The organism is Niallia sp. FSL W8-0177, from assembly GCF_038006285.1.
Classification (GTDB): Bacteria; Bacillota; Bacilli; order Bacillales; family Cytobacillaceae; genus Niallia; species Niallia circulans_A.
Genome location: NZ_JBBOUX010000001.1, coordinates 2,061,939 through 2,085,635 on the forward strand (window position 1 = coordinate 2,061,939; position 23,697 = coordinate 2,085,635).

Annotated in this window: 21 protein-coding genes; all 21 read right to left on the reverse strand. The window is 34.7% G+C overall.

All coding sequences use genetic code 11. From position 1 onward, the window contains the following. Nucleotides 1–91: 91 nt before the first annotated feature. Entirely contained in the window at nucleotides 92–580 is a 489-nt protein-coding gene (locus tag NST77_RS10155) for a dihydrofolate reductase (protein ID WP_095332021.1), read from the reverse strand. Continuing rightward, the gene (locus NST77_RS10160; protein ID WP_095332019.1) at nucleotides 577–1,371 is read right to left on the reverse strand and encodes a thymidylate synthase; all 795 of its coding nucleotides are present in this window, start codon (nucleotides 1,369–1,371) and stop codon (nucleotides 577–579) included. The genes NST77_RS10155 and NST77_RS10160 overlap by 4 nt, the downstream gene beginning before the upstream one ends. Before the next feature lie 30 nt (nucleotides 1,372–1,401). Then, nucleotides 1,402–2,109, reverse strand: a complete 708-nt coding sequence (locus NST77_RS10165; protein WP_095332017.1) for an anthrax toxin lethal factor-related metalloendopeptidase — start codon at nucleotides 2,107–2,109, stop codon at nucleotides 1,402–1,404. A gap of 250 nt (nucleotides 2,110–2,359) precedes the next feature. Continuing rightward, nucleotides 2,360–2,938 carry a TerD family protein gene (locus NST77_RS10170; RefSeq protein ID WP_095332015.1) on the reverse strand — a complete coding sequence of 193 codons (579 nt, stop codon included), beginning with the start codon at nucleotides 2,936–2,938 and terminating at the stop codon, nucleotides 2,360–2,362. 61 nt (nucleotides 2,939–2,999) lie between these two features. Continuing rightward, nucleotides 3,000–3,611, reverse strand: coding sequence for a TerD family protein (locus NST77_RS10175; protein WP_095332013.1), 612 nt, complete (start codon nucleotides 3,609–3,611; stop codon nucleotides 3,000–3,002). A gap of 296 nt (nucleotides 3,612–3,907) precedes the next feature. Continuing rightward, nucleotides 3,908–5,011, reverse strand: a complete 1,104-nt coding sequence (locus tag NST77_RS10180) for a toxic anion resistance protein (protein ID WP_095332011.1) — start codon at nucleotides 5,009–5,011, stop codon at nucleotides 3,908–3,910. Continuing rightward, a complete protein-coding gene (locus NST77_RS10185) occupies nucleotides 5,008–6,657 on the reverse strand; it encodes a YceG family protein (RefSeq protein ID WP_123257814.1) in 1,650 nt (549 codons plus the stop codon). The genes NST77_RS10180 and NST77_RS10185 overlap by 4 nt, the downstream gene beginning before the upstream one ends. 575 nt (nucleotides 6,658–7,232) lie before the next feature. Beyond that, complete coding sequence (locus tag NST77_RS10190; protein WP_123257815.1) at nucleotides 7,233–8,027, reverse strand: hypothetical protein; 795 nt, start codon at nucleotides 8,025–8,027, stop codon at nucleotides 7,233–7,235. Beyond that, a complete protein-coding gene (locus tag NST77_RS10195; RefSeq protein ID WP_341122945.1) occupies nucleotides 8,024–9,142 on the reverse strand; it encodes a cysteine protease StiP family protein in 1,119 nt (372 codons plus the stop codon). Before NST77_RS10195 ends, NST77_RS10190 begins: the two co-directional genes overlap by 4 nt. A gap of 2 nt (nucleotides 9,143–9,144) precedes the next feature. After that, a complete protein-coding gene (locus NST77_RS10200; RefSeq protein ID WP_171509680.1) occupies nucleotides 9,145–10,503 on the reverse strand; it encodes a phosphoribosyltransferase family protein in 1,359 nt (452 codons plus the stop codon). Beyond that, the gene (locus tag NST77_RS10205) at nucleotides 10,445–11,641 is read right to left on the reverse strand and encodes an HpcH/HpaI aldolase/citrate lyase family protein (RefSeq protein ID WP_095332001.1); all 1,197 of its coding nucleotides are present in this window, start codon (nucleotides 11,639–11,641) and stop codon (nucleotides 10,445–10,447) included. Before NST77_RS10205 ends, NST77_RS10200 begins: the two co-directional genes overlap by 59 nt. A gap of 291 nt (nucleotides 11,642–11,932) precedes the next feature. Beyond that, the gene (locus NST77_RS10210) at nucleotides 11,933–12,715 is read right to left on the reverse strand and encodes a TerC family protein (protein WP_095331999.1); all 783 of its coding nucleotides are present in this window, start codon (nucleotides 12,713–12,715) and stop codon (nucleotides 11,933–11,935) included. A gap of 36 nt (nucleotides 12,716–12,751) precedes the next feature. Further along, the gene (locus NST77_RS10215) at nucleotides 12,752–13,333 is read right to left on the reverse strand and encodes a TerD family protein (protein ID WP_095331997.1); all 582 of its coding nucleotides are present in this window, start codon (nucleotides 13,331–13,333) and stop codon (nucleotides 12,752–12,754) included. Nucleotides 13,334–13,408: 75 nt separating this feature from the next. Further along, complete coding sequence (locus tag NST77_RS10220; protein WP_095331995.1) at nucleotides 13,409–14,005, reverse strand: YpjP family protein; 597 nt, start codon at nucleotides 14,003–14,005, stop codon at nucleotides 13,409–13,411. 124 nt (nucleotides 14,006–14,129) lie between these two features. Further along, on the reverse strand, nucleotides 14,130–14,906 hold the full coding sequence (locus NST77_RS10225) for a class I SAM-dependent methyltransferase (RefSeq protein WP_123257817.1): 777 nt from the start codon (nucleotides 14,904–14,906) through the stop codon (nucleotides 14,130–14,132). 169 nt (nucleotides 14,907–15,075) lie between these two features. Continuing rightward, nucleotides 15,076–15,510, reverse strand: coding sequence for a BrxA/BrxB family bacilliredoxin (locus tag NST77_RS10230; RefSeq protein WP_047940439.1), 435 nt, complete (start codon nucleotides 15,508–15,510; stop codon nucleotides 15,076–15,078). 97 nt (nucleotides 15,511–15,607) lie between these two features. After that, entirely contained in the window at nucleotides 15,608–16,729 is a 1,122-nt protein-coding gene (locus NST77_RS10235) for a conserved virulence factor C family protein (RefSeq protein ID WP_123257818.1), read from the reverse strand. A 67-nt stretch (nucleotides 16,730–16,796) separates the two neighbouring features. Continuing rightward, nucleotides 16,797–18,683: an ABC-F family ATP-binding cassette domain-containing protein gene (locus NST77_RS10240; protein ID WP_341122946.1), complete on the reverse strand. Its 1,887-nt coding sequence runs from the start codon at nucleotides 18,681–18,683 to the stop codon at nucleotides 16,797–16,799. Further along, on the reverse strand, nucleotides 18,664–19,311 hold the full coding sequence (locus tag NST77_RS10245; protein WP_445668916.1) for an HD domain-containing protein: 648 nt from the start codon (nucleotides 19,309–19,311) through the stop codon (nucleotides 18,664–18,666). Before NST77_RS10245 ends, NST77_RS10240 begins: the two co-directional genes overlap by 20 nt. A 155-nt stretch (nucleotides 19,312–19,466) precedes the next feature. Then, complete coding sequence (locus NST77_RS10250) at nucleotides 19,467–20,327, reverse strand: amidohydrolase family protein (RefSeq protein WP_095331986.1); 861 nt, start codon at nucleotides 20,325–20,327, stop codon at nucleotides 19,467–19,469. After that, the gene (locus tag NST77_RS10255) at nucleotides 20,314–23,415 is read right to left on the reverse strand and encodes a GNAT family N-acetyltransferase (protein ID WP_163186217.1); all 3,102 of its coding nucleotides are present in this window, start codon (nucleotides 23,413–23,415) and stop codon (nucleotides 20,314–20,316) included. The genes NST77_RS10250 and NST77_RS10255 overlap by 14 nt, the downstream gene beginning before the upstream one ends. Nucleotides 23,416–23,697: the final 282 nt, after the last annotated feature.

The window sequence follows — 23,697 nt, forward strand, 5'->3', positions numbered from 1 at the left end:
TCGGGGTTAATTAGTTAAAAAACACTTAAGTTCATTCTTCTCAACTTTATCGCTAGTTAGGATACTTATGTCCTTGTCTTTCTATCCCTTATCACACTCTCTCATAAACTAAAAAAGTATGCGGATAAATATTTTGCTCATCAACTTCCCCTTTTTTTTCACTTACCAGCTTCCATTCCTGCCAATTTAATGCCGGAAAAAAGGTATCTCCTGCAAAATTATGATCAATTTGTGTTATATACAATCTGTCTGTTTTCTTAATTGTTTCTGCAAAAAGCTCTGCACCGCCAATGATAAAGATCTCCTCAGCCTGTTTCTCTTTGCTCCACTCATAAAATTCTTGAACAGAATGGAGGATTGTGCAGTCTTCACACTGATACGCAGGATTTCTCGTAATAATTACATTTTCACGATTAGGCAAATTTCTGCCGATTGAATCCCTTGTCTTTCTACCCATTACGATTGGATGCCCAGTTGTTACTCTTTTGAAATACTTCAAATCATTCGGTAAATGCCAAGGTAATTGATTATTTACTCCTATTACATTATTACGATCCATAGCAACAATTAAAGAAATCATACACTTACTGCTCCTTTAATATGAGGATGTGCTTCATAATTGATAATTTCAAAATCATCAAACTCAAAAGAGAAGATATCTTTTACATTTCGGTTAATTTTTAACTGTGGTAACGGCTTAGGATCTCTCGTAAGCTGCAGCTTTACTTGCTCAATATGGTTCGTATAAATATGCACGTCACCAAAAGAATGTACAAAGTCTCCTACCTCTAAATCACAAACTTGTGCAATCATATGTGTTAGTAATGCGTAGGAAGCTATATTAAAAGGCACTCCTAGAAATACATCTGCTGATCGCTGATACAATTGACAAGATAATTTGCCATCTGCTACATAAAATTGAAATAAACAATGGCAAGGTGGCAATGCCATTTTCTCAATATCACCTACATTCCATGCACTTACAATTAATCTTCTGGAATCAGGATTTGTTTTGATGGCATGAATCAATTCTGAAATTTGGTCAATTGTGTTTCCTTCTCTAGTCGTCCATGAACGCCACTGATGACCATAAACAGGACCTAAATTCCCTTTTTCATCTGCCCATTCATTCCAAATTCGAACATTATTATCTTGTAAGTATTTCACGTTAGTATCACCCTTTAAAAACCAAAGTAATTCATGGATAATCGAACGTAAATGGAGTTTTTTTGTCGTAATTAAAGGAAAACCTTCGGAAAGATTGAAGCGCATTTGATATCCGAACGTACTAATAGTTCCGGTTCCTGTACGATCTTCTTTTTTTACACCATTTGTTAAAATATGTTCACAAAGATCTAAATATTGTCTCATTATTAAAACACCCTTTTTTTGTTAATCAAGCTATTTAATAGAAGCGATATAATGATATGTTTTTGGAGCAGATTCAAAAAGTTTTTCCTTGTCTGTTCCGCCAACATAAAACATAGCAAATGTTTCGGCGAAATATTCTTCCGCATACTGAAGAAAATATTGTCTAGTTGGAAATAGACTCCTTTTTTCTTCATTCCATATTGCCTTATAACGTTCTGATTTACTTGCATTTTTTAAAATTTTATAGTCAATAGAATGAGCTAATTCATGATACTCTAAATTAACTGAACTATGACCTTTTCCTTTTTCGCTTGCACCAATCTTCACTAGCACAACCTTGCCTCCACCAATACCAGGTACATCATCCCATGTTTTTTGGGAGTTGTAACCTCTAGGAATAATACCGGCAAATTTCTGCGCCGTTTTATTATCTGTTAATTTACCTGTAAACAATTTCACCTTTATTCCACTAGATTGTATCTTATTTAATAGAGTAGGTGGTAACTTATTTAATCTTTCAATAATAGTAGCTGCTTCTGCTTGGTCAAAATGTGCATCAGGCAGTAAAATAATATTCCCTAAATTTTCTTTTGCCTCGGTGGAAAGATGTGCTTTAATAACTGTTAGATCAGACAGGTTTTTTAAGCATATTTCATTATTAGGAAGCTGTGAGTTTCCCATAAGAATACTGGTTGCTGCTATCATTCCTACTGGTGCCAATCTTTTGAGCCATCTCATCCTTCTTCCTCCCCAATAAACTGATTGCGCTTCCTGCCCATTACTTATTTAACGGATAAGAATAATACTAGTCTATTAAAATTATAGCATGGTGAGTCAACGCAAAATACTAGTTAATATTGGGTGATAACTCCTAAAAAAATCCAAAAGAATGAAACATAGAGAAATCAATGCATACTTCTATGTTCATTCTTTTGGACATATGTCAGCGAGATGTAAAATCAAGAAAAAGTTTTACTAATTTCCCTCATTAAACCTCTAAACCATAATTCCGACATAGAGCAGCAAGTCCTCCAGAAAAGCCGCTGCCAACAGCGTTAAATTTCCATTCTCCGCCGTGTTTATAAAGTTCGCATACTATCACAGCTGTTTCAACTGAAAAATCTTCCCCTAGATCAAAGCGTAATATTTCCATGTTGTTATCTTCATTTACAACACGAACAAAGGCATTGGACACTTGTCCGAAATTTTGCCTTCTTGCTTCAGCATCATGGATGGTTACCGCAATCCCAATTTTGCTTACATGTGCAGGGATTTTTGTGAAATCAATAATAATTTGCTCGTCATCCCCATCGCCTTCTCCTGTGCGGTTATCACCTGTATGTTCCACACCGCCGCTAGGATGAACAAGATTATTATAGAAGATAAAATCTACATCATTTATTACTTTCCCATTGTCATCGGCCATAAAAGCCGATGCATCTAAGTCAAAGCCAGCCCCACCATCATATTGGTTGATATCCCAGCCTAATCCAATAATTGCTCTAGTTAATCCTGGATTTGTTTTAGTTAAATCAATACGTTGGCCTTTAGAAAGATTAATACTCAATTTCTATTCCTCCCTCGTTGAATAATAGATGGATTGTAAAAATTCGATTGCTATAGTCCGATCATGAAAATGATTTAACCACATCTCCTAAACTACCTGCATTTGTACCTGTGCCAACAGCTGCAAACTTCCAATCCTGTCCATGTCTATATAACTCCCCAGCGATTAAACTCGTTTTCCCAGCATAATCATCTGATAAATTGTAGTGAATAAGTGATTGGTTCGTCAATGGATTAATAATTCGAATAAAGGCATTTTGAATCATCCCAAAATCTTGTCTTCTCTTTACTGCATCATAAATATTCACAACAAAAATGAGTTTTTGTATATGTGCAGGAACTTTACTTAAATCAACGCGGATTTGTTCATCATCTCCATCCCCATCACCTGTTAGATTGTCACCTGAATGGATTACACTGCCATCGCGACTTTTTAAATTCCCAAAATAAATAACATCACTATTCGCTTGAACTTTACCTTGTTCATTTACCATGATTACAGATGCATCACAGTCAATACTTGCTGCCTGTCCTCCACCAAAAAGAGAACCGAATAAGCCCCCACCCTTGTTTTGTTGAACAGGATCCCAACCAAGTCCAATTAAAATTTTACTTAATCCAGGATTCCCTTTTGTTAAATCAACTCTCTGACCTTTTTGTAAATTAATCGCCATTATTCCCAACTCCTATGTATGATATAATTTCATTTTTTATAAAGTCCTCTTTTTAAAATAGAGCTATTACTCATTTTCATAGAATATTAACTTTAGAAGGCCCTCGATTAATATTTATCTATTATCTTATGATAAGGGTAATAAATTAGGATGATACTTATTTAAGAGTAGCTAACGGATTTATTTTCCCGGACGATCAGTCGTATCGGAAAATAAATCCATTTGAACTCTTTCATGCTGTTAACACTAACCACAATTCATAAAAAGTGATTAAAAATATCTATCCCTTATACCATTTAACCTTGAAGTTTCATTTGCTTAAAGTTATTTTGTAATTCTTCTAATTTCTTTGTGCCTTCTTCTCTTAATCGCTTATTTTCTTCTTCAATTGTTTTTGTTTCTTGCATTCCTTTTATAATAATATTCCAAGATTCTTCAATCGTCTCAATCTTAATGCTAGGACTTCCTGCAAGCCTTGCAATATCAACACTCTGCTGGGATATATTTTGAGCGTTCTTGACAAGCATTTCGTTTGTTCTTCTATCCAGCTCACTCATGCTATCTGCAACTAATTTTTGTCTTTTTGCAGCAACAGCTTGGATTAGCCCATTTTTGAAAATTGGAATTGTAGTAACAAATGCCGAATTAATCTTTCCTATTAATTTTGTATTCCCTCTTTGAAGCAACCGTATTTGCGGTGCTGTTTGCAAGGCAACCATTTTAGCCATTTCTAAATCATAAACCCGCTGATCAAGGAGTTCTATTGCATTTCTAAGGGAGTCAAGCTGCATTCCCGCTAATTGATCTCCAGCAGTTGCTTTTGCTTCAATTTGCGGAAGTACTTGCGTCTTTAATTCTTCTGACTTCATTGCTCCCGCAACAGCATATTTTTCGAGCGTCAAATAATATTGATAATTTTGCTCATACATTTCATCAAGCATCGATGTCGAATCAACCATTTCATTTTGATATTTGGAAATTTCAACATATACTTTATCAATCTCTTGTCCCATAGACTGATATTTACCAAAAAGTTTTTCCATAATCTTTTCGCTTTTTTTAAACAGTTTGCCAAAGAAACCTTTTGACGTATCCTCAAAATCTTTTTTATCAAATTTATCCATGATTCTGCCGAGCTGTTTTAATAATTCTCCAGAATCTTCTACTTTAGTTGTTCTCATATTGTTAAGGATTTTATCGGAGAATTTTGAAATTTGCGTTGCCGGCTCTTTACCGAATTCAAGTATCTGTATTTGATCTTTTTCATCAATAGACTGGGCCAACTTTTGCACCTCTGGCTCATTTCTAAGCGCCAATTTAATTTCCGATACTTTTTCTTCTGTTAATAATTCTGCGACTTGGTTATCCGCATTGTTTATATTTGATGGTTGCATATTCATCCATTATCTCCCTTTCTACTCTTTAAAAATCCGCCAAATAATCCCCTTTTTAAAAAGGATGGTTCTTTGTATTCCATGTCGAATACAACGTCCTCCAGCCAATGGGTATCGAATAAATTGTCTTGCATAAAGTTCTCCATATCAACATGACCAGCTGGATTATAAATAATAATATCAAGACCCAATGCATTCATTAAAACTAACATTGCTGCATCTTCTCGCGTAAATACGCCATTTTTTTCGGTTTTAAATAATACAATACTTGGTACTTCTTGTGAGTAATCAAATTTCTGCAGCATTTTTAATAGTTCATCTGGTATAAGTAAACATTGAGAAAATAGAAAAATTGCTACATCTTCATTTGATTCATTCGACTGTTTTATAAGTACTGGGTTAGAACACACCCTTGAAATTGCAGCTGCTATCCCTTTTTGTAAGCCTAGTGGCAGCTGTTTATAATTCCAATAATGGGCACTCATCAACTTCTCCGGATCGAGTAAGCCGTTTCTTCCAAGTGCTCCCCGATAATGGTATCGGTAATCGCTAATAATGGCCCTTGTAAACGGAAACTCTTTAATTAATAGCGTCTCATCTCGATTGACTATTTCGTGAATGCGATCCCAGTATTCTTTTCGATTTTTACTTACACCAAATATTTTAGCAAAAATAGCCGGGATATGCACTTCTCCATTTTTCACTTCGAAATTTGGTCGAATCATAGCCAGCTCTTTTTCCAGAAGAAAAATTTCATCATATGTAGTTTTTAGGGTAACAGAAAACGGGATATAATCCCTAAATTGCCATGGTTTATATAGGTTGGATCCTTCATGATGGAGTATACTCTCTATTTCCTTTGATGCCCGATATGCTACTGTCGCTGTTCTTTTTCTTTCTTCTGTAGGAAAACTTTCAGGCTCTTTTCTTTGTGGATATTGATGCTGAAAAAAAAGCTCCTTATCCAGTTTTACTTTTTCCAAAATATCTTCCCCATTAGGATGAACCATGACAATATCACATCCAATAGTAAGGAGATAATAGATAAAATAGGACTGACTTTTATTCGCATCCCCATACCAGAGAAACTTAGGCATATTTTCACTTAGTACCGTTTCTTGTAAGGCAGGCTGTAAATGATTAATCGACCATTTTACAATATCCACTACTAATCTTCGTAAATCCTTATTTTTTATGCCGTTTTCTTCTATTTCTACAAAATGCTGAATTACTTTAATAAAGCTTTCGCGCAATTTCCGATGAATAGCCGGAACTGAAGATTTTATCAGTACATTTTCCCCATCAAGAAACGCAACAAATCGATTAATGGACAAATTCTGCTCATTCATTCGATTAAATACTTTTTGAATAGATTGAAAATGCTGATTGTCGATTGTCCTATCAAGTGTTTCATCTGTTAATAAGTGTAAGCCAGTATTATCTTTATATATCCAATTAAATAGCTGATTATAATATTCATCCTCGTCTAATGATATTCCTAGTAATTTAACGACTGCCTGCCCAAAAGTAAATATACGATTAGTGGTATCATATAATGGTCTTTCTTTAATAGGCTTTAGCAAAAGATTAAACCAATTTTCTTCAGACAATGGAAGTATTATATTATTAACGGTATAAAAGTCTTTGTTCATTTTCTCCACTTCCTAATTTTAACCCAAAGATAACTTTCTATCTTTATCATAGCATAGCTCCATGTGAACACTAAACATTCTACTTTATATTTATTTACGAATTTTTAATAAAAAAGTTTCATTTTTTGTAGTCAGAAAGGAAACCTTTCGTAAGATTTTTCTTTATATTCTCCAATTCTGTGTTTTTAGCACCTAACCTTCTGGGTGTGCATATAATACAGTACATTAGGCGAGTAGGTGCTAACTATGAGATCATTTTTTCGAAAATACACGTATCATGAAATTGAAACAGATTTAAATTATGTACAAAATGTTCTATCTTCCAACATGTATGTTTTTGTTGATTTAATCTTTATTTCTCTAATAATTAGTTTTTTTATGGCCATCTTTTTCGAATCTATCTTATTTGGGATTATTATATTTGTTTGCAGCTATTTATTCTTTGTCGCCATTTATTGTTTATTGCTCAAATTGATAAAAGATTCACCTGATGATCTATAAAATATATTTACCTTCCAACAAAATCCATCTTTTTAACGACTCTAAGGCGACCAATTATGGTCGCCTTAGAGTCGTTAAATAATAAATTCCTTATGAACCTTTCTTATGATTTCTTCTCCAGCAAACGCACCTTTTTGACTTGTTGCTTTATGAGAAAATCTACTTGCTCCACCACCTATTAGCTCTCCATGCCTAGGAATAAACGCAGTTTGGCATATATTTAGAAAAGGTAGATCTAATAAAGAATCTCCAGCTCCAATTGATTGCTCGATTCCTTCTCGTTCCTTAATATATTTTATTGCCTCTCCCTTGCAAACAGGACTTGGCATAAAGTAAAGTTTTCTTCCTTGTAAAGAGATATTCCAGCCGTTTTTTGCTGCAATCTTTGATAGTTCTATTTTTAAATCAGCGGCTATTGTTGTATTTAACACATAATAAAAGAAAAGATTATCAGCAATTTTCAAATCTCCCGGGAGAGAATACGCTTGGAGCATTGCCAATATTTCCTCTTTTTCACTACATTCCACACCAAGCTTCCCCTTTAGCCTCTCTTCCCACTCTGTCATGATTTCTCCATTATAGTGTATTCTTGCTCCGTTACTGGTTACACAGTAAGATACTGGTACCTCTCTTTCAAAAATAAAAATCCGCTTATATTGCTCATATGTTCTTGTTGTTACTGGAATAAATAAATAGCGGGAAGCAATCTCTTTCAATAAATTATAGCTCACCTTTGTCATATAGGAGACATACTTCCCATTCTTCTCTTCGACCCCAATCATTGATTGATTCCAAGGAGTTTCCATTTCTTCTAAAGCACGTTTTGAATAAATTAATGTTCGATCTAGGTCAGATGCAAATAATTTCATCCCTTTTGCACAACCTTTTTAATCAAACCGCAGCATGTATAGCTCATATGGGGATATGGAATTATTTCTACGCCTCTTTCTTTGGCAAGCATAACGATATGCTGCACATAAGGACTGTCAGGATCTTTCATTAATATCTTCCATGGTATTCTTCTTAATAGGACTCTTGTAGTTTCTCCAACTCCGGGTTTTACATAATGCGTGCTCTCAATTTGAAATTCATCCTTAATGGCTAGAACTTCTTTCATCCCCCGAAAATCAACCGATTGATCAAGAAGATTCTCATTCATTCTTTCTACTACTTGCTTTGGATTAATTTTTTGTAGAGCTTCTGTAATTTCATCTAAATAAATATTCGATACATCATACGGCTCTAATTCCTGATAATATTTCGCACCATGAAAATCATCCATTTGAATATATCTTTCATTTAATACGGTGCGGCTAACAAGCCCAGAAACAGTAGAATTTAAGCAAGCGCTCGGTATCAAGAAATCTTCTCTCGTTCCATAAAGCGTGGTACAGTATCCTGGATCTGCCAGTACAGCTAATGTATCATCTAATTGAACATGATATTTATTTAAATAACTTTCACACGCTTTTGTTAATTCAATTGAAATGGCGCCTTTACCTGTCCAGCCATCAATAAATTGGATAGCAGATTCTTTATGTGATTTTAATATATACTTAATAGCATTTTCATCTATCCCTCTGTCTCTAATGATGGAAATACTATAGTGCGGTAAAGAAACATGATATTTTTCTTTTATATATCGTTTGATTAATATCCCAATAGGAGTACCTGCTCTTGCTAATGAAACTAAAACCGTTTGTTTTCCATGTTTACGATATATCTGCTCTGCAACAACGGCAGTACTAAGTGCAACCTTATCTTTATAAACATGCAGTGTCTTCCAAAAAAGCTGTAAATAATGTTCTGGTGGATTATATTCGATTGGTAATGTTTCGCTATAATGTGCCCCACTTTGAATCTTTTTTTCTCGTTCCTCGGTGGAACCTTCTAAGAGTATTCCATTTAAATTTTTCAAAAGAAAAATGACATCTTCACTATTATAAGATCCGAATTTCGCTTGCTGATTTATGTTTAAATGCATCTTTACCTCCCACTAAAATAAACAACATTAATCTTTTTTACTTGTACTGCTTTTAAAGCTGTTAGCAGTTCTTTTAAACTATCTTCTTTCACGTTTCTCTCGAAAAACAGAAAAATGTCATCATATTGATTAGGCTTTATATTATACAAGTAATTTACAATCTCTAAATCTTCTGGATTCGCAAAGCAATATGCTGTTTGAGCTCCATAATACTCTTCATCATTTGGATAAATTGGACTTCTTGTTGTCGATTGATAAGATATGTCTTCCCCCATGAAACTAGCTAACTTCATGGGTATATACATAAATTCCCCTGTTCCTACACAAAGACTAGTTCCCACCCTCTTCTTCTTAAGCACCTTTGCAGCTTGTTTTATCCACTCATCTGTTCCTTCTTCTGTATATATACCAAATCTTCCAGTATCCTTTAAATATTGGAAGTCATTGCGCTCACCTGCAAGATTTGTGGAAATCAATGGTATAATGCGAGCTTTCACATAATTTTCTAGACTAATATATTCTACAGATGGAGTTCCATCATTTGTTACCAAACTCTCCATTATGGGTGGAAGATTTATTTGCTCTCCAACTAATTCAAAGCATCCTTTCAATAAGCAGACAGAATGAACCGTTATTTGCAGTTCTTCTTCAAGAGCTTTCATTTCTAATTGCCATTTATTAGAGCGCCAGTCAAGAATGGATGCCACCGTATATTTATCTCTTGGATATTTTCTATGAAGATCTCGGATGATATTGATCGCTGTTTTTCCAGTTGTGAGTTCATCATCAACGAGGATTATTTCCCTATTATTATCAAGAATGTCTTTTTTCACGTAACATCGATGGGAAGTAGCATGTGAATGTTCTTCTTCAAATGAGATGATAGGATCCAGCCCGTTTATCTTTTCTCTTGTGGTATGAAAAAAGGATGCTTGCTTAAAAGCCTGGAAAAAAGAGTGACCTAGTGCAGTTGCTGTTTCGGCAAACCCTATAATAATAGGATTGGATACTTCTTTTTGGATAAAGGGCTTGTCCACAAAAGGCAAAGAGGTATCATGATAAATTTCCAATAATCTCTCCCTTTGCGGTGAATGCTTTCCGGTCATAATTTCTTCATATCTCGCAGCAAGAATAAAACCTGTTAGCAGACCTTTTTTTGGCTCAATTGGCAAATGCTTTCCCAGTAGTTTACTGACAAATAAAAATGCCCGTCTTTTATTGATTCTTGCAGCCATTTTAAAAAAGTCCTCAATAGGAAGCTGAAATGGATTTTCTTCGACATTAATGTTCATCTGTAAATGATCAATGATTGGTAATGAAATTTTCTTGTTTAAGTAAGTCAATGTATGTAACTCCTTCATGGAACACCCCGTAAACCTTTGATTTTAAAATAATTTTCTGCGCCCAATATAAATGAGGCTTAATTTCATTCATTTTATTGGAAAAGCTACTCTTTACAACACCAATTTCTCCATTATTGCTATCCATAATATTTAATGCGTCCAAATATTCTTCATAGGGAACTACGTTTAATGCTTGAACTGGCTTTATATGGGTCGGATGAATAATGGTTTTCCCTGTTAATCCATTTGTTATATCCATCATAACTTCCCTTATTAATCCGTCCATATGTTTATCAATTAGCTGTGTTCGCATGTTCATTCCAGCTTTTCCATAACGTTTTCGAAAAGGTGTCTCTCTTAATTGTGGGATTAAAATTCTTTCTTTCGTCGTAAAATACTCCCAGACTGGTCCCGAAACGACATAGGCACTATCTGCACGTGTAAAGATATTAATAATATCTGAAATACAGTCGCGAATAATGGCAATATCATATATGGTTGTTTCTGGGCTTCTACGTATCCCATATAATCCACAAAAATCAGTTGCTCCTATTCTAACATTTAAAATTAAGTGCTTATAATGATCAAGCACATTTTTGATAGAGAGGAGTTCATTCATTCGCGTTTCTTTTTCAATTATTTTCTTCGTCTCCAGTATCGGCATTGCATATAAACAGTATCCGAGCTTGTTATATTTTTGTAATTCTTTTAAGATAATTTCTCCTGCTTCTGCTTCAAATTTTGGGATTACTATACCTGTTAATAAAGCGATCTTATCACCAAGTATATCCATTAAACTTAAAAACTGTGCAATAGAACGTATTCTGATAAAAATCAATGGCAATTCACTTTTTAGCAGAAGTCCATTTTGTATGGCTTGATTAATATCAGTTAACTCTTCTACTAATTTTCTTTCTGCTAAATCCACCTCATGATCGCCAATTGAATCCTCAAGACAAATAACCATAGAGGTTAAAGCAGGATGTTTCTTTCTCAATAAATCCTGATAAATATTAGGTCTAGTTGCAGGCATATACAATGTTGAAGCAAGTGCATAGGATAATACTTCTTTCTCCGAAGTGCTAAACACCTCTTCTGGTAACTGGAAGAAAAGACGTTCCAATTGTTTTTCATTTAAGTCAGAGAATAATTTCATTTCCTTTACTCCATTCCAGTATTTTCATTCTATTTATATACTATTCTGAAATTTTGTTAATAAATAATTTATTTAAAGCAGGATAATTATTACTATTTTACTATAAAATTCAATATTTGAGTATTACTTCTTATTGAATGACTTTAGGATGAAGTCGTCTGATATACAAAAGATATATATAAAGGAGGATTTTCGAGAAGTGGTTTCAGTATTGAAGTATTCTAATTAACAAAATAGAGGATATCCCTAGTACTACTACTTTAAAGAAACTAGAAATATCCTCAGAAATTATTAAGCCTCGCCTTGTTGTTCTGCTTTCTTTTTATTTCTAAAGTGAACAATGAAAGTGGCTCCAAATGCTATTACTAGCAATCCGAAGAAATAAATATGTTCGATGTGAATATCAAAAACGCCTAATAGCATCTTCGCTGCGATAATCAAGATTAGAATATAAGCAGTTGCTTCCAGCTCTGGAATTTTATCAATTAATTTAAGGAAAACACCCGCTACACCACGCATCATAAGGACACCTAGAATACCGCCAAGTAATAATACCCACACTTGGTTACTGACACCAAATGCTGCTAATACACTATCCACTGAAAAGGCAATATCCATTAATTCAACAGAAATTACCGTTCCCCAAAATAAGCCAAATGTGCGAATAAGAATTCCATTTTTATTGATGCCTTTATTTTCTTCTTCTCCGTCTTCTGCCTGATTCGCAGCTTTTTTACGATCTACGAAGTACTTGATAGAAAGATACGCCAAATAGGCCGCTCCCAGTATTTTCACCCATGAGAATTCGATTAAATAAACACCAATACCGATAGCTATAAAGCGGAATATGTATGCACCTAGTAACCCATAAAACAATGCTTTTCTTCTTTGTTCTGGTGGTAAATGCTTAACCATAACGGCAAGAACTAATGCATTATCCGCTGATAATAAGCCTTCCAATATTACAAGTGTTCCAATATAGCCCCAGCTGACTGGATCTGTTAGTACCTCTCCCCACATTTGCCAGTTAAAAAACTGTGCATATGTATCCATAATCGTTTCAAATATTCCCATGAAAAAAGGTTCCTCCTAAAATATGCTTATAAAGTCTTAGCCAATTTGCAGACCAAAGTCTGTTGCTAATGCAGCTAAACCACCTTGGTATCCACTGCCAATAGCACTAAATTTCCATTCATTATTATGACGATATAGTTCCCCAACAACTAACGCTGTTTCTATAGAGAAATCCTCCCCTAAATCGTAACGAATCAATTCCTCATTAGATTCTTCGTTAACAATACGTACAAACGAATTAGAAACTTGTCCAAAATTTTGATTTCTTGCTTCTCCATCATGAATAGTAATGGTAAAAGTAACACGTTGGATATTAGCTGGAATACTTTTTAAATCTACGATAATTTGTTCATCGTCTCCGTCGCCTGCTCCTGTACGATTATCTCCGGAATGAACAATCGAACCATTTCCACCTGTTGGATTATTGTAAAATACAAAGTCAGCATCATTTGTTACTTTTCCATTCTCGCCAAGTAAGAATACAGAAGCATCTAAATCAAAATCAGTTCCGCCATCATACTTATTTAAATCCCAGCCTAAACCAATAATTACTTTTGATAAACCAGGATTGCCTTTTGTTAAATCTACTTTTTGTCCTTTGGATAAACTAATTGCCATAATCTTTCTACCTCCAAGTTTTTTCAGTATAGTTCCTTTACGTAATCATAGATAAAAAAGTTTCAATTTTCCTTTTTAGCTCATCCACTTTGGCGGAGTATTTTTATCCCAGTAAATTTCTCCAAGTGCATAATGAGTTTGGAATTGATCATGATACGTGTGGTAATGGAAGTTAAAATAATAACCTTCCTGTGGGGGACGATCCCTTCTTACATGAAATCGGATAATATCCTCGTTATCTCTCGTAATATGAAATATCCGTTCACTTGTACCTGCAGCAGGAAATTCAGTTACTGTTAAATAACTTAACTCTTCTTCTGGAAAAATATGCGTTACTTCATTAATTGCTTTTTCCATATTTGGAAGAACAACTAAACGAAATTCATCTTCAATTACTGGTTTAATTTTTGGCCCGAATTTTAAATAGCTTTGTGCTTCTGCTTCCTTCATCATTTTGCTGATAAAATCTTCTCTTGAGAAATTCCCCTCAGTACTATCAACAAATATCGCTTCATCTTCGATACTTTCTCTAGCAAATGGTACTTCTCGCTCATCAATTGGTTTCTTATCATTATTATTATTATTTAAAAAGGTTGCTGGTGATGGTGAAACAAGACCAAACGTTAAAATAGAAACAAATACGACCAGGCTTTTACGAAGCCAATTAGGCATTTATTACACCTCGCTTTCCGCATCCTGATGTTATTATAAATCGAAAAAATATTTATAGATTAAGTATATATTATTTACTATCTAATCTTCTACTATTATCCTTATCATTGAGGCTATTTTTTTATCATTCTTTTTTCAACCAGATTCCGTAATGAAATTTTGCTGTTTTTCGCTTTACCTGTTCAAATTGAAATCGGTTAAATCTGCTGCTCCTAAAATGATCTTTCCAAACGACTCTTTCTTTCGCCACTCGCTTTGCTTGATTGATTAATTCTACAGACACTTCTTCATAATGTGCTAGTTGTTTTAACGGGTTGATTCCAGCAGATGAAATAGTTTCCTCAAACATAGGATCAAAATATACGCAATCAATACTATTGTCTTCTTTTCGAGCAAGTGCTTCTAATGCGTTAATATGCTTGACTGTAACTCTTCGCATTGCTTCATCGATAGCAGGATTACTTGTCTCCCATTCTTTCAAACCTGTCTTAACAAGAAATGCTATCACTTGATTCGCTTCTAATCCTTCTACGTTTCCACTACTGCCCACCACATAACTTGCAACAATGCTATCAGAAGCAAGACCTAAAGTACAATCTAAAAAACTTTTTCCCTTTGCTAAATTTGTCGCAACAATAAAAGGATCATTTTCCTTATTCATCAGCCTTTTTATTCGAAAGACTGCTGAATTCGGATGAAAAAAGAAAGGCTCCTCTGTATTTAATGAACAGAATTCAAATCTATTTTTTCCAATTATCAGAATATCTGATTGATATTGCTCTTTTAAGTGTTGAATAGATACTTTTTCTCTCCTGACATATCTGCAGTTGAAGTCTTTGGCAATTCTATCTGCGAGAATTTGCATATCCTTATTTGTCCTACCGGCAGTTGTTACAATCATATTTTTTCTCCTACTTCTATGTAATACTATATTCAATGCGAATCATGTTAAAATTAGGTCTTCATTATAAAATAGATAATTTTAAATTATCTATCGACGAATATAAATCCTATACAAAAAGAAAGTCCATGAGAAAAAGGTAACCCTTTATTCTCATGAACCAAATTTTTTAGCAATATTGTTCAAAAGCTGATACAAGATTTTCCATAATTGCTTCCATTGAATTTCCTTCAATATCGTAGCGATGAATAAAATGAACAACTTTATTATCTTTAATTAATGCCATGGACGGAGAAGAAGGCTCAATATCCCCGAAGAATTCGCGCATTTTTGCTGTTGCCTCTTTATCTTGGCCAGCGAATACTGTTACTAGTTGATCTGGCTTTTTTTCAGATGCAAGCACTGCCTGCGTTGCCGCTGGTCTTGCTAAACCTGCAGCACATCCACAAACAGAATTAACAACTACTAACGATGTACCTTTGTTTGTTTCAATAAATTGCTCCACTGCGTCTTCTGTCAGTAATTCTTCAAAGCCTGCTTGGGTTAATTCTGCTCTCATCGGTTTTACTACTTGTTTCATATACTCATCATATGCCATTGACATAAGTAATCCCTCCATTATATACGTATATTCTATTCCTAAATATACATTAGAAATGTTTTTCGTACAATCTTTAGCATTAGGAAAATATAGTTACAGCTTATTTTCGCGCTTCGGTCATTTGTTTCCAAACAGAACCTTTTGCTTCTTCCCCTAGTTCAATTCGTTCAATAGCTAGTTTTATTTGTAAGCTCACTTCAAATTCTGGATCGTCCTCATGAGCCTTAAGCGCAGCCAATGCTCGCTCATCTCCAACTTCATACAAGAACATAGCGGCTCTCCATCGAACAATCTTGCTTTTATCATCTAATGCATGGATCATTTCTTCCATTGCTTCGGGAAACCCTAAATCGGATAAGCAATCTCCTGCAGTGCGCCGCACCGTTACCGTTTTATCCTTTAGTGCCTTATATAAGGAAGGAAGAACAGCTGTATCTTCAATCATTCCAAGATAGACAGTCGCAAGTCTGCGAATAGATGGTTTTTCATCATCTAGTGCTTTCGTTAGCACAGGGATATCATCTACTGTAGGATCTTCGCTTTGTTCTAGCTTTTGATATCTAACTTTCCAATCTTGATTCTCTAAATCTGCAAATGACAGCTTTGTTCGCACTCGTACCTGTTTATCATTTGCTTCTGTTTGCGGATTTTTTGCATGCTCAATAATCGCATTAATTCGCTCTTGTGGGTATGCAGCAACAAGTTCTTCCACCATTACATGCCCAATTTCCTCAAATTCACCGTAGCGCACACCGAAATCTTTCCATTTACGTGTCATTACTACATTATCTTCAGGTGTACGAACTTCCGATACAGCTTGAATAAAGGTGTCAGGTAAACCGAATCTTCTTTCTTCATTGCCATCCGATAATTTAATTTGCATAGGAATACCTTTATACATTTGAACTTGAACATTTATCTCCCCATAATGCTCATTTATCTCTTTTGACACCTCTGTAGCCTCGTCCTCCCCAAAGACATTCCGCACTTTTGAAAGTAATTCTTTCCAATCATAGCGGGCATTTCTTTCAACCGCTAGGAAATCAGCTACATGGTAAACCCCTTTAATCCCTTCAATGGAAAGGATATTTTGAATTAATTCAGGTGCTTCCGCTGAATTATCAAGCTTATAATTATTACTTTTTCCCATTGGCAGCTCTTGATCTAAATTAATTTTCATCGTATTAGGACTTGGTGTTGGTTCTATAGAAATAATTCTCATATTCCATCCCCCTCTTTTTCAACATTTATCTTATCATGCTTGATGCTATATCGAAAATAAACAGCTTTTATGACTTATCAGCGATTTCAGATAAATAGCTCCAGCGTTCAATTAGGTGTTCTAATTGGTTATTTAATTGTTCTTGCTCGCTCATTAAGTCAGCTGCTTTTTCGAAGTCACTGCCTGTCTCGGCTAATTCTGTTTCTATAGTAGCTAATCTTACTTCGACTTTTTCGATATCCTCATCAATGGTTGCCCATTCCCTTTGTTCATTATAGCTTAGTCTTACTTTTTTCTCCTTTGGTTCCTTTTTAGGAAGTGGTATTTCTGTTTTCTCTTTTATTTGTTGTTCTTCTTTTCTCTCCACCTCTAAATATTCACTGTAATTGCCATAATAGGTGTCGATAATACCATTTCCTTTTAAAATCAACAGCTGTTCAGCAACCTTATCAAGAAAATAGCGATCATGGGATACGGTAATAACCACGCCGTTAAAATCTTCTAAATAATCTTCCAGAACCATTAATGTTTGTGTATCTAAATCATTTGTCGGCTCATCTAATAAGAGTACATTTGGTTCTCCCATTAGTATTTTCAACAAATAAAGTCTTCTTCTTTCCCCACCAGATAGCTTTCCAATAATCGTTCCATGGGTATGAAGAGGGAATAAGAATCTTTCCAGCATTTGGGCAGCTGTAATGACTTTTCCATCAGAGGCTTCTATTACTTCAGCCGTTTCTTTTAGATATTCAATCATTCTTTTAGATGTATCCATATCTTCATTTTCTTGCGTATAGTAAGCCACTTTTACTGTTTGCCCAATGATTCTTTCGCCAGAATCGAGGGATGCCTTGCCTGCTAAAATATTTAAGAAGGTCGATTTACCAGTCCCATTTTTTCCTATTATTCCAATTCTATCCCCTGGTTTTACAAGCAAATTATAATTATTTAAGATTATTTTATCATGGAAACACTTGTTTGCCTCCACCAATTCAAAGACTTGCTTGCCTAATCGACTTCCTTTCAAGGAGATATCTAATTTATCTTTAGCTTTAACATTAGCTAATTTATCGTCTAATGCGTCAAAGCGCTGAATTCTGGCTTTTTGTTTAGTAGAACGCGCTTTTGCCCCTCTTCTAATCCATTCTAATTCTCTTCTAAATAAATTCTTTTGCTTATCAAGAGTAGCTGCTTCATTTTCTTCCCTGATAGCTTTCGCCTGTAAAAAGTCACCGTAATTGCCTTTATAGCTATACAAATTGCCCCCATCTAATTCAAACATTCTGTTTGTGACACGGTCTAAGAAATAGCGGTCATGTGTTACTAATAAAAGTGCTCCTGTGTATCTGCTTAAATAATCTTCCAGCCATTTAACTGCCTCAAAATCAAGATGATTTGTCGGTTCATCTAAAATAAGCAAATCTGGTTCTTGAATCAGAACTTGTGCTAAAGCAACCCGTTTTTTTTGCCCACCTGACAATTCGCCAATCTTCTTATTAAAATTAGTAATTCCTAACTTCATTAACACCGTCTTTGCATTTGTATGAACTTCCCAGCCATTTAAAGCATCCATTCTTTTTTGTAAATCAAATAATTTTTCATGAAGCTTATTGTCCTCTGGATCATGGTTGATTTCCATTAACATTGCTTCATAATCTTTAACTAATGCTAATACCGGTGCATCACCAGCATATACTTGGTTTAATACGGTAAGATTTGGATTTAATTCTGGGCTTTGGGCAGAATAGGCGATACGAAAATCCTTCGGTGCTATGATATCTCCTTCGTCTGGAATATCTATTCCAGCAACTATTTTTAATAAGGATGATTTCCCAGTTCCATTGATGCCGATTAAACCTACCCGTTCTTTTTCACTTATTGAAAAAGAGATGTTTTCAAATAACTTTTTCTCTCCATATGTCTTTGTTACATTTTCAATTGAAATACTCTTCATTTTGTACATTCCATTCTTTATAAAATTCTTTTAGAAAGCTTTCCATAAATTGATGCCTTTCCACTGCCATTTTTTTAGCACTTTCTGTATGTAAAAGGTCTTTAATTTTCAATAGTTTTTCATAGAAATGGTGAATAGAAGAGGAGTTGTTTTTTCGATATTCTTCTTCTGTCATCTTTTCCCTTACTGCAATATGTGGATCATAAATAGGACTTCCTATACTTCCTCCATAAGCAAATGTACGAGCAATGCCAAGTGCTCCAATCGCATCTAATCGATCAGCATCTTGGACTATTTTTGCCTCCAGACTTTTGGGAGTTATCCCATTTCCTCCTTTAAAGCCAACTGTTTCGATGATAGCTTTAATCTGTTCCTTCTCTTGATTCTCAATTGGAATCTGCATTAGTATATTTGCTAATCTTCGTTGCCCTTCGCTTTTGGATTTATTTAATTTTTCATCTGAAATGTCATGCAATAACGCAGACAGTTCTATGTTATGAGAATACTCAATTCCTTCTTTTTCTGATAGTAATAAGGCTATTTTACGTACTCTATCTACATGATACCAATCGTGACCACTAGCATCATTCTCCATCTCTTGCTTTATTATATTTTCTACTTTCGTAATAAGCTTCATTTATTCTCACATCCAGCAATCTATTATGTCCATATTGTATCATGAAAAGTAGTTTTTCGAATATGAAAGAACAATCAATATAAATATGAAAGCCGGAGTAGAAAATAAAACTATTCTACACCGGCTTTCGTTTCATTATTCATTTCCTATTTCTTACTTAAAAAGGGCTTTATTTTTGGAAATACCTTCAATGCTGTTCGATAAAATACGTCTTCATGGTAAGTTTCTGGAATGAGCTTTTTTATAAACTCTATATATGGTTCAAATGGGGCTAGCGGCCAATCTGTCCCAAAAAGCAATTTATCATATGATTGGGCAAAAACTAATGCATGGCGTAAATGATCGAGAAAAATCCCTTCATGTGCTTCTTCCAGTTCTTTTTTTGTTCCAACGATTAAACCAGATAAATCGGCATATACATTCGAATTTTTATAAATAATTTCCGCACCAGTCAATGTCCAAGGATCACCGAAATGTGCCATCATAAAATTCACATTACGATGTTTCACAGCCACTTCATCAATTGCTAGAGGATGACTATATTTTAAGTATCCTCTTTCAGAGTATGTATCTCCAGTATGGAACACAACTGGTAATTGATACTTTTCTGCTAGTCGATAAACAGGTTCATATACCTCATCATAGGCATAAAAAGGGTAGTAGCCTAAATAAATTTTTATTCCCACAACATGTGGCTTTTGAATCTCCTGCTCTAATCGTTCTTGTGCCGATAAATCCATATCATATGGATTTATCCCAGCACAGCAGACGACATTGTCTGGAACCAATAAGTCCAAATCTAATCCCATTGGGGTCTGGGCCTTATAATCAGGAAAGCCCATCTCTGGCGTTTCTGTAACCCCCATCCCAATCGCAAGGACAATATCAGCCTTCCTCATCTCTTCTTTCAAACCTTTATAACTATAATCTACAAAGGAAAGATCTCGAGCTGTCTCTTTAAACGATCCAATATTTGAGTAGTGTATATGGGCATCAATTATTTTCATCTACGTATTCCCTTTCTGAAAATGCTATTTGCCTTACCTTATTAACTAAAGAAGACTGTAATTCCCCCTCGGTAAACAGAAGATAGGTTGGTTCTGTAAATAAGCGGTTCTCTGTTCTTCTGCACTTAGCATAGGAAATCAACTGTATCACATCTTTATTACTATAGAAATCTATACCTTTTGATTTACCACTTGCAATATAATAACACTTTTCTTGCTCTAGCGATAAATAGGAATGACCCTTTATATTAACTTCTTGCTCTTCTGAAGCAACCATATATTGTTTTGTACTAACCTTGTTATCCTGAATATGGAGTACAGCTTTTTCCTCCTCATTGCAAGTGATAAATAGGTTTGTATGCCATTCTTCTTCTGCCATACGTCTGCCTGCATCATCAATTATTTCTACAAATGTAATGAGCAAAGGAATGCCTGGCATTGTAAGGAAATATTGTTCATACTTTAACCCATTCCATTTCTCATGATGCCTTATCGTTGTTACCAGCTTCACACCAGTCCATTCGTTATGATGGATATCTTTTAAACTAGTAAATGCACAAGCTGTCTCTTCCTTTAAGACAGAAAATACATTTAAATCTGGCGGACCATTTTTAATGCCCCCACACCACGGATTCCACCAACTTTTTGCGATAGGTTTAGGAAATGCATGATCCAACCATTCTTTCCCATTTACTACTAAAGAATAGACGCCTGGATAGTAATCAGGAGAAGCTTTAAAAGATATTATTCCATTCGAAACATGGTATATGGTAACTCCTTCTTCTATTATCACTTCTGTTGTCATGTTCTTACTACTTGGTACAAAAAGTAAATCTTCGGTATCTATTATTTTTGTCGGCAAAGAAATGGTTGTTTTCACTGTGTTTAGCCCTAATTGAAGATCCCTTTGAGGCTGAATTTGGTAGATTTCTGATGCTTCCGTATCAATTCTCTGTGAATCTCCTTGTCTTTCATTCATTGTTATGGTCATTTCACCTTGTATTGCTTGATTACTATAATTCTTTATTCGTACTTTTAAGTCATTATCTCTATCTATAATAAGATTTTCCTCATTAAATTCAACTTTAAATCCTGAGATAACAGTACTTGCGTGCTCTTTCTGTAGCCCTTCTGCTGCTAACTCCCATTGCTGCCAATTACGATAGGCACCGATATTCACTCTAATAGGCGAAAAAGCAACGGATTCATTTTTTCCGAGCATGCGTGTGGATTCTATATGCACCTTCCAATTATCCATTTTAACGCGGGCTTCTTTAGCCCATGCAACACCGAATGGGCTAGAATTTGGAGAAGAAAAATACCAATTCCCCGTTATATCCTTAGAATTTAATTCAAAAGGTTGTACGAGGTTCCATTCATTAAAGGAAACAACTTCCCCATTTAAAGGGAAATAGAGATTCTGCCATATGTCAAAAAAAGTTTCCTGTACACTTATTTCTTTTTCTTCCAAACTATTATTAGCAATGGTTATCCAACGTTTAATCAACCCTTCGGCAAAGAGCTGATTTGTTAACATAATATCTAGATATGGAAAAGCATTAGACTTAAAGAATAGTTCCAGTTTAATACTGTTTCCAGTTTTTTCTATACGAACTTCATATGGCTTTTGTTTAGACAGCTCATTAGAATAAGGCTTTCCAATAGACGGTGCAAACAGAGCAAAGTCTGTATGAGCAATTTCTGTCGTAAGATCCATTTTGCTTACGGTAAGTTGATGTGGACCGTTATAAACCTGCCAACTCTTTTCTTGTTCTACTACAAACTGTTCGCCAATCCCTTTTAAGGCAAGCGCAATTTCCTTTTCAAACGTTAAAATCCCCTGCTCATTCTCCACAATTTCTCCGATGATTTTTTCTTTAAAACTACCACAACTCTTCACTTGAACCGGAATGCGAATCCACTTTTTCGCTTTTTTAGCCAGATCGAAAGAATACTTATCCCCTTCAAAATGTAAGCGGTCATTTTTAGGAATGGTGAAATATCCATAAATATCTTTTTCTAAATTATTTCTAATCTCTAAATCTAAGTATGTGTTCATTCCTTTCGCTAAAATGTCCTCTATTTCCTTTCCCTCAATCGAAATAGGTGCTTGTGGGAAAACCCCCAGTTGTAAGCCTGTTTCTAGTCCATTGATTCTAACTGCAACCTTTAATGCCGGAAAGGTTTTTCCATTTACAGGTTCTTCTCCTTTTTCAATCACAAAAGAAGAAGAAATCGTTATTTCTTGATTACCCTTTATCTCTTGTGATCTTTGAAAACTGCATTGAATTCTGTCCTGATTATCTGCCAATACTTCTAAAGAAATTGGGCTTGCTGTTTTATTTTTTATCTTTAAATAGACCTTATGCTCTATTTCTTCTATGCATTTATGATTATCCATTGTTAATTCAATCTGAAAATCCTTAGTTTCCAAAGAGCAGATTCCTCTACTTGTTTTTTCAAATTTTACAACAATCGTCTCTGTTTCTTTTTGCCACACATATTCATAATGTGTAAAGCCTCTTTCAAACACCCCATCTGGCTTTATTTCAAGATTTCTTTTTAAATCTGCATACCAATCCATGTTTTTTAAATAACTATTTATTACTGCGTCATTTCGAACTGTTGGGATAAAATTCATTAGATGTGTATATTGGTCGTTATCCTCCCAAAAGAAACCGCAGCGTTTATATAATGGAACTGCCTTAAGATTACCTGCCCAAGTATATAAATCCAGTCTTGGCCATTTTAATTCTGTCGCTGCATTGAGTGCATGGAGCAAAAGCAGCTTACCAATTTTCTTGCCATGATAATCTGGACGAACATTTAATAAAGGAACATACAAGGCTCCTGTATCTTCTTTATAAACAGAAAAACCACAGTACCCTACTACTTCTTCTCCTATAACAGCTAAGAAGGTATCGATATTATCTGAGCTTTGCTGTTGATCGCGTACTTGTTCTTCTGTTTTTCCTGTTCCTCCCCATGAATCTCTACTTTTTGTCCACATGTCGGCCACTTTACCAGCAAGATCATCATGATAGCTTACTATTTTAATTTCCTCTAAACCCTTGATTGTCTTTTCCACTAAGAACCCTCTTTCCTCTTATTTTTCATTTTTGTTTGTATTGATATATTTTTATTTGTATTCATCCTAGCTCCTCCTTTCTTCATTGCAGGAATGTTTTTCCAGCATTCCTATTCTATCGTATTATTATTAAGAATTTTTGTAAAGATACCATAATAATAATTTTTCTAATAATTATGTATATCCAACAAAACTAGACAAAGCTCGTCAAAGGATTTTTTTTTCTTTTCACGAAAATTATAAAGACAAGGGTTTTAAACGTCCTTCTTGCCATTGGTCTGT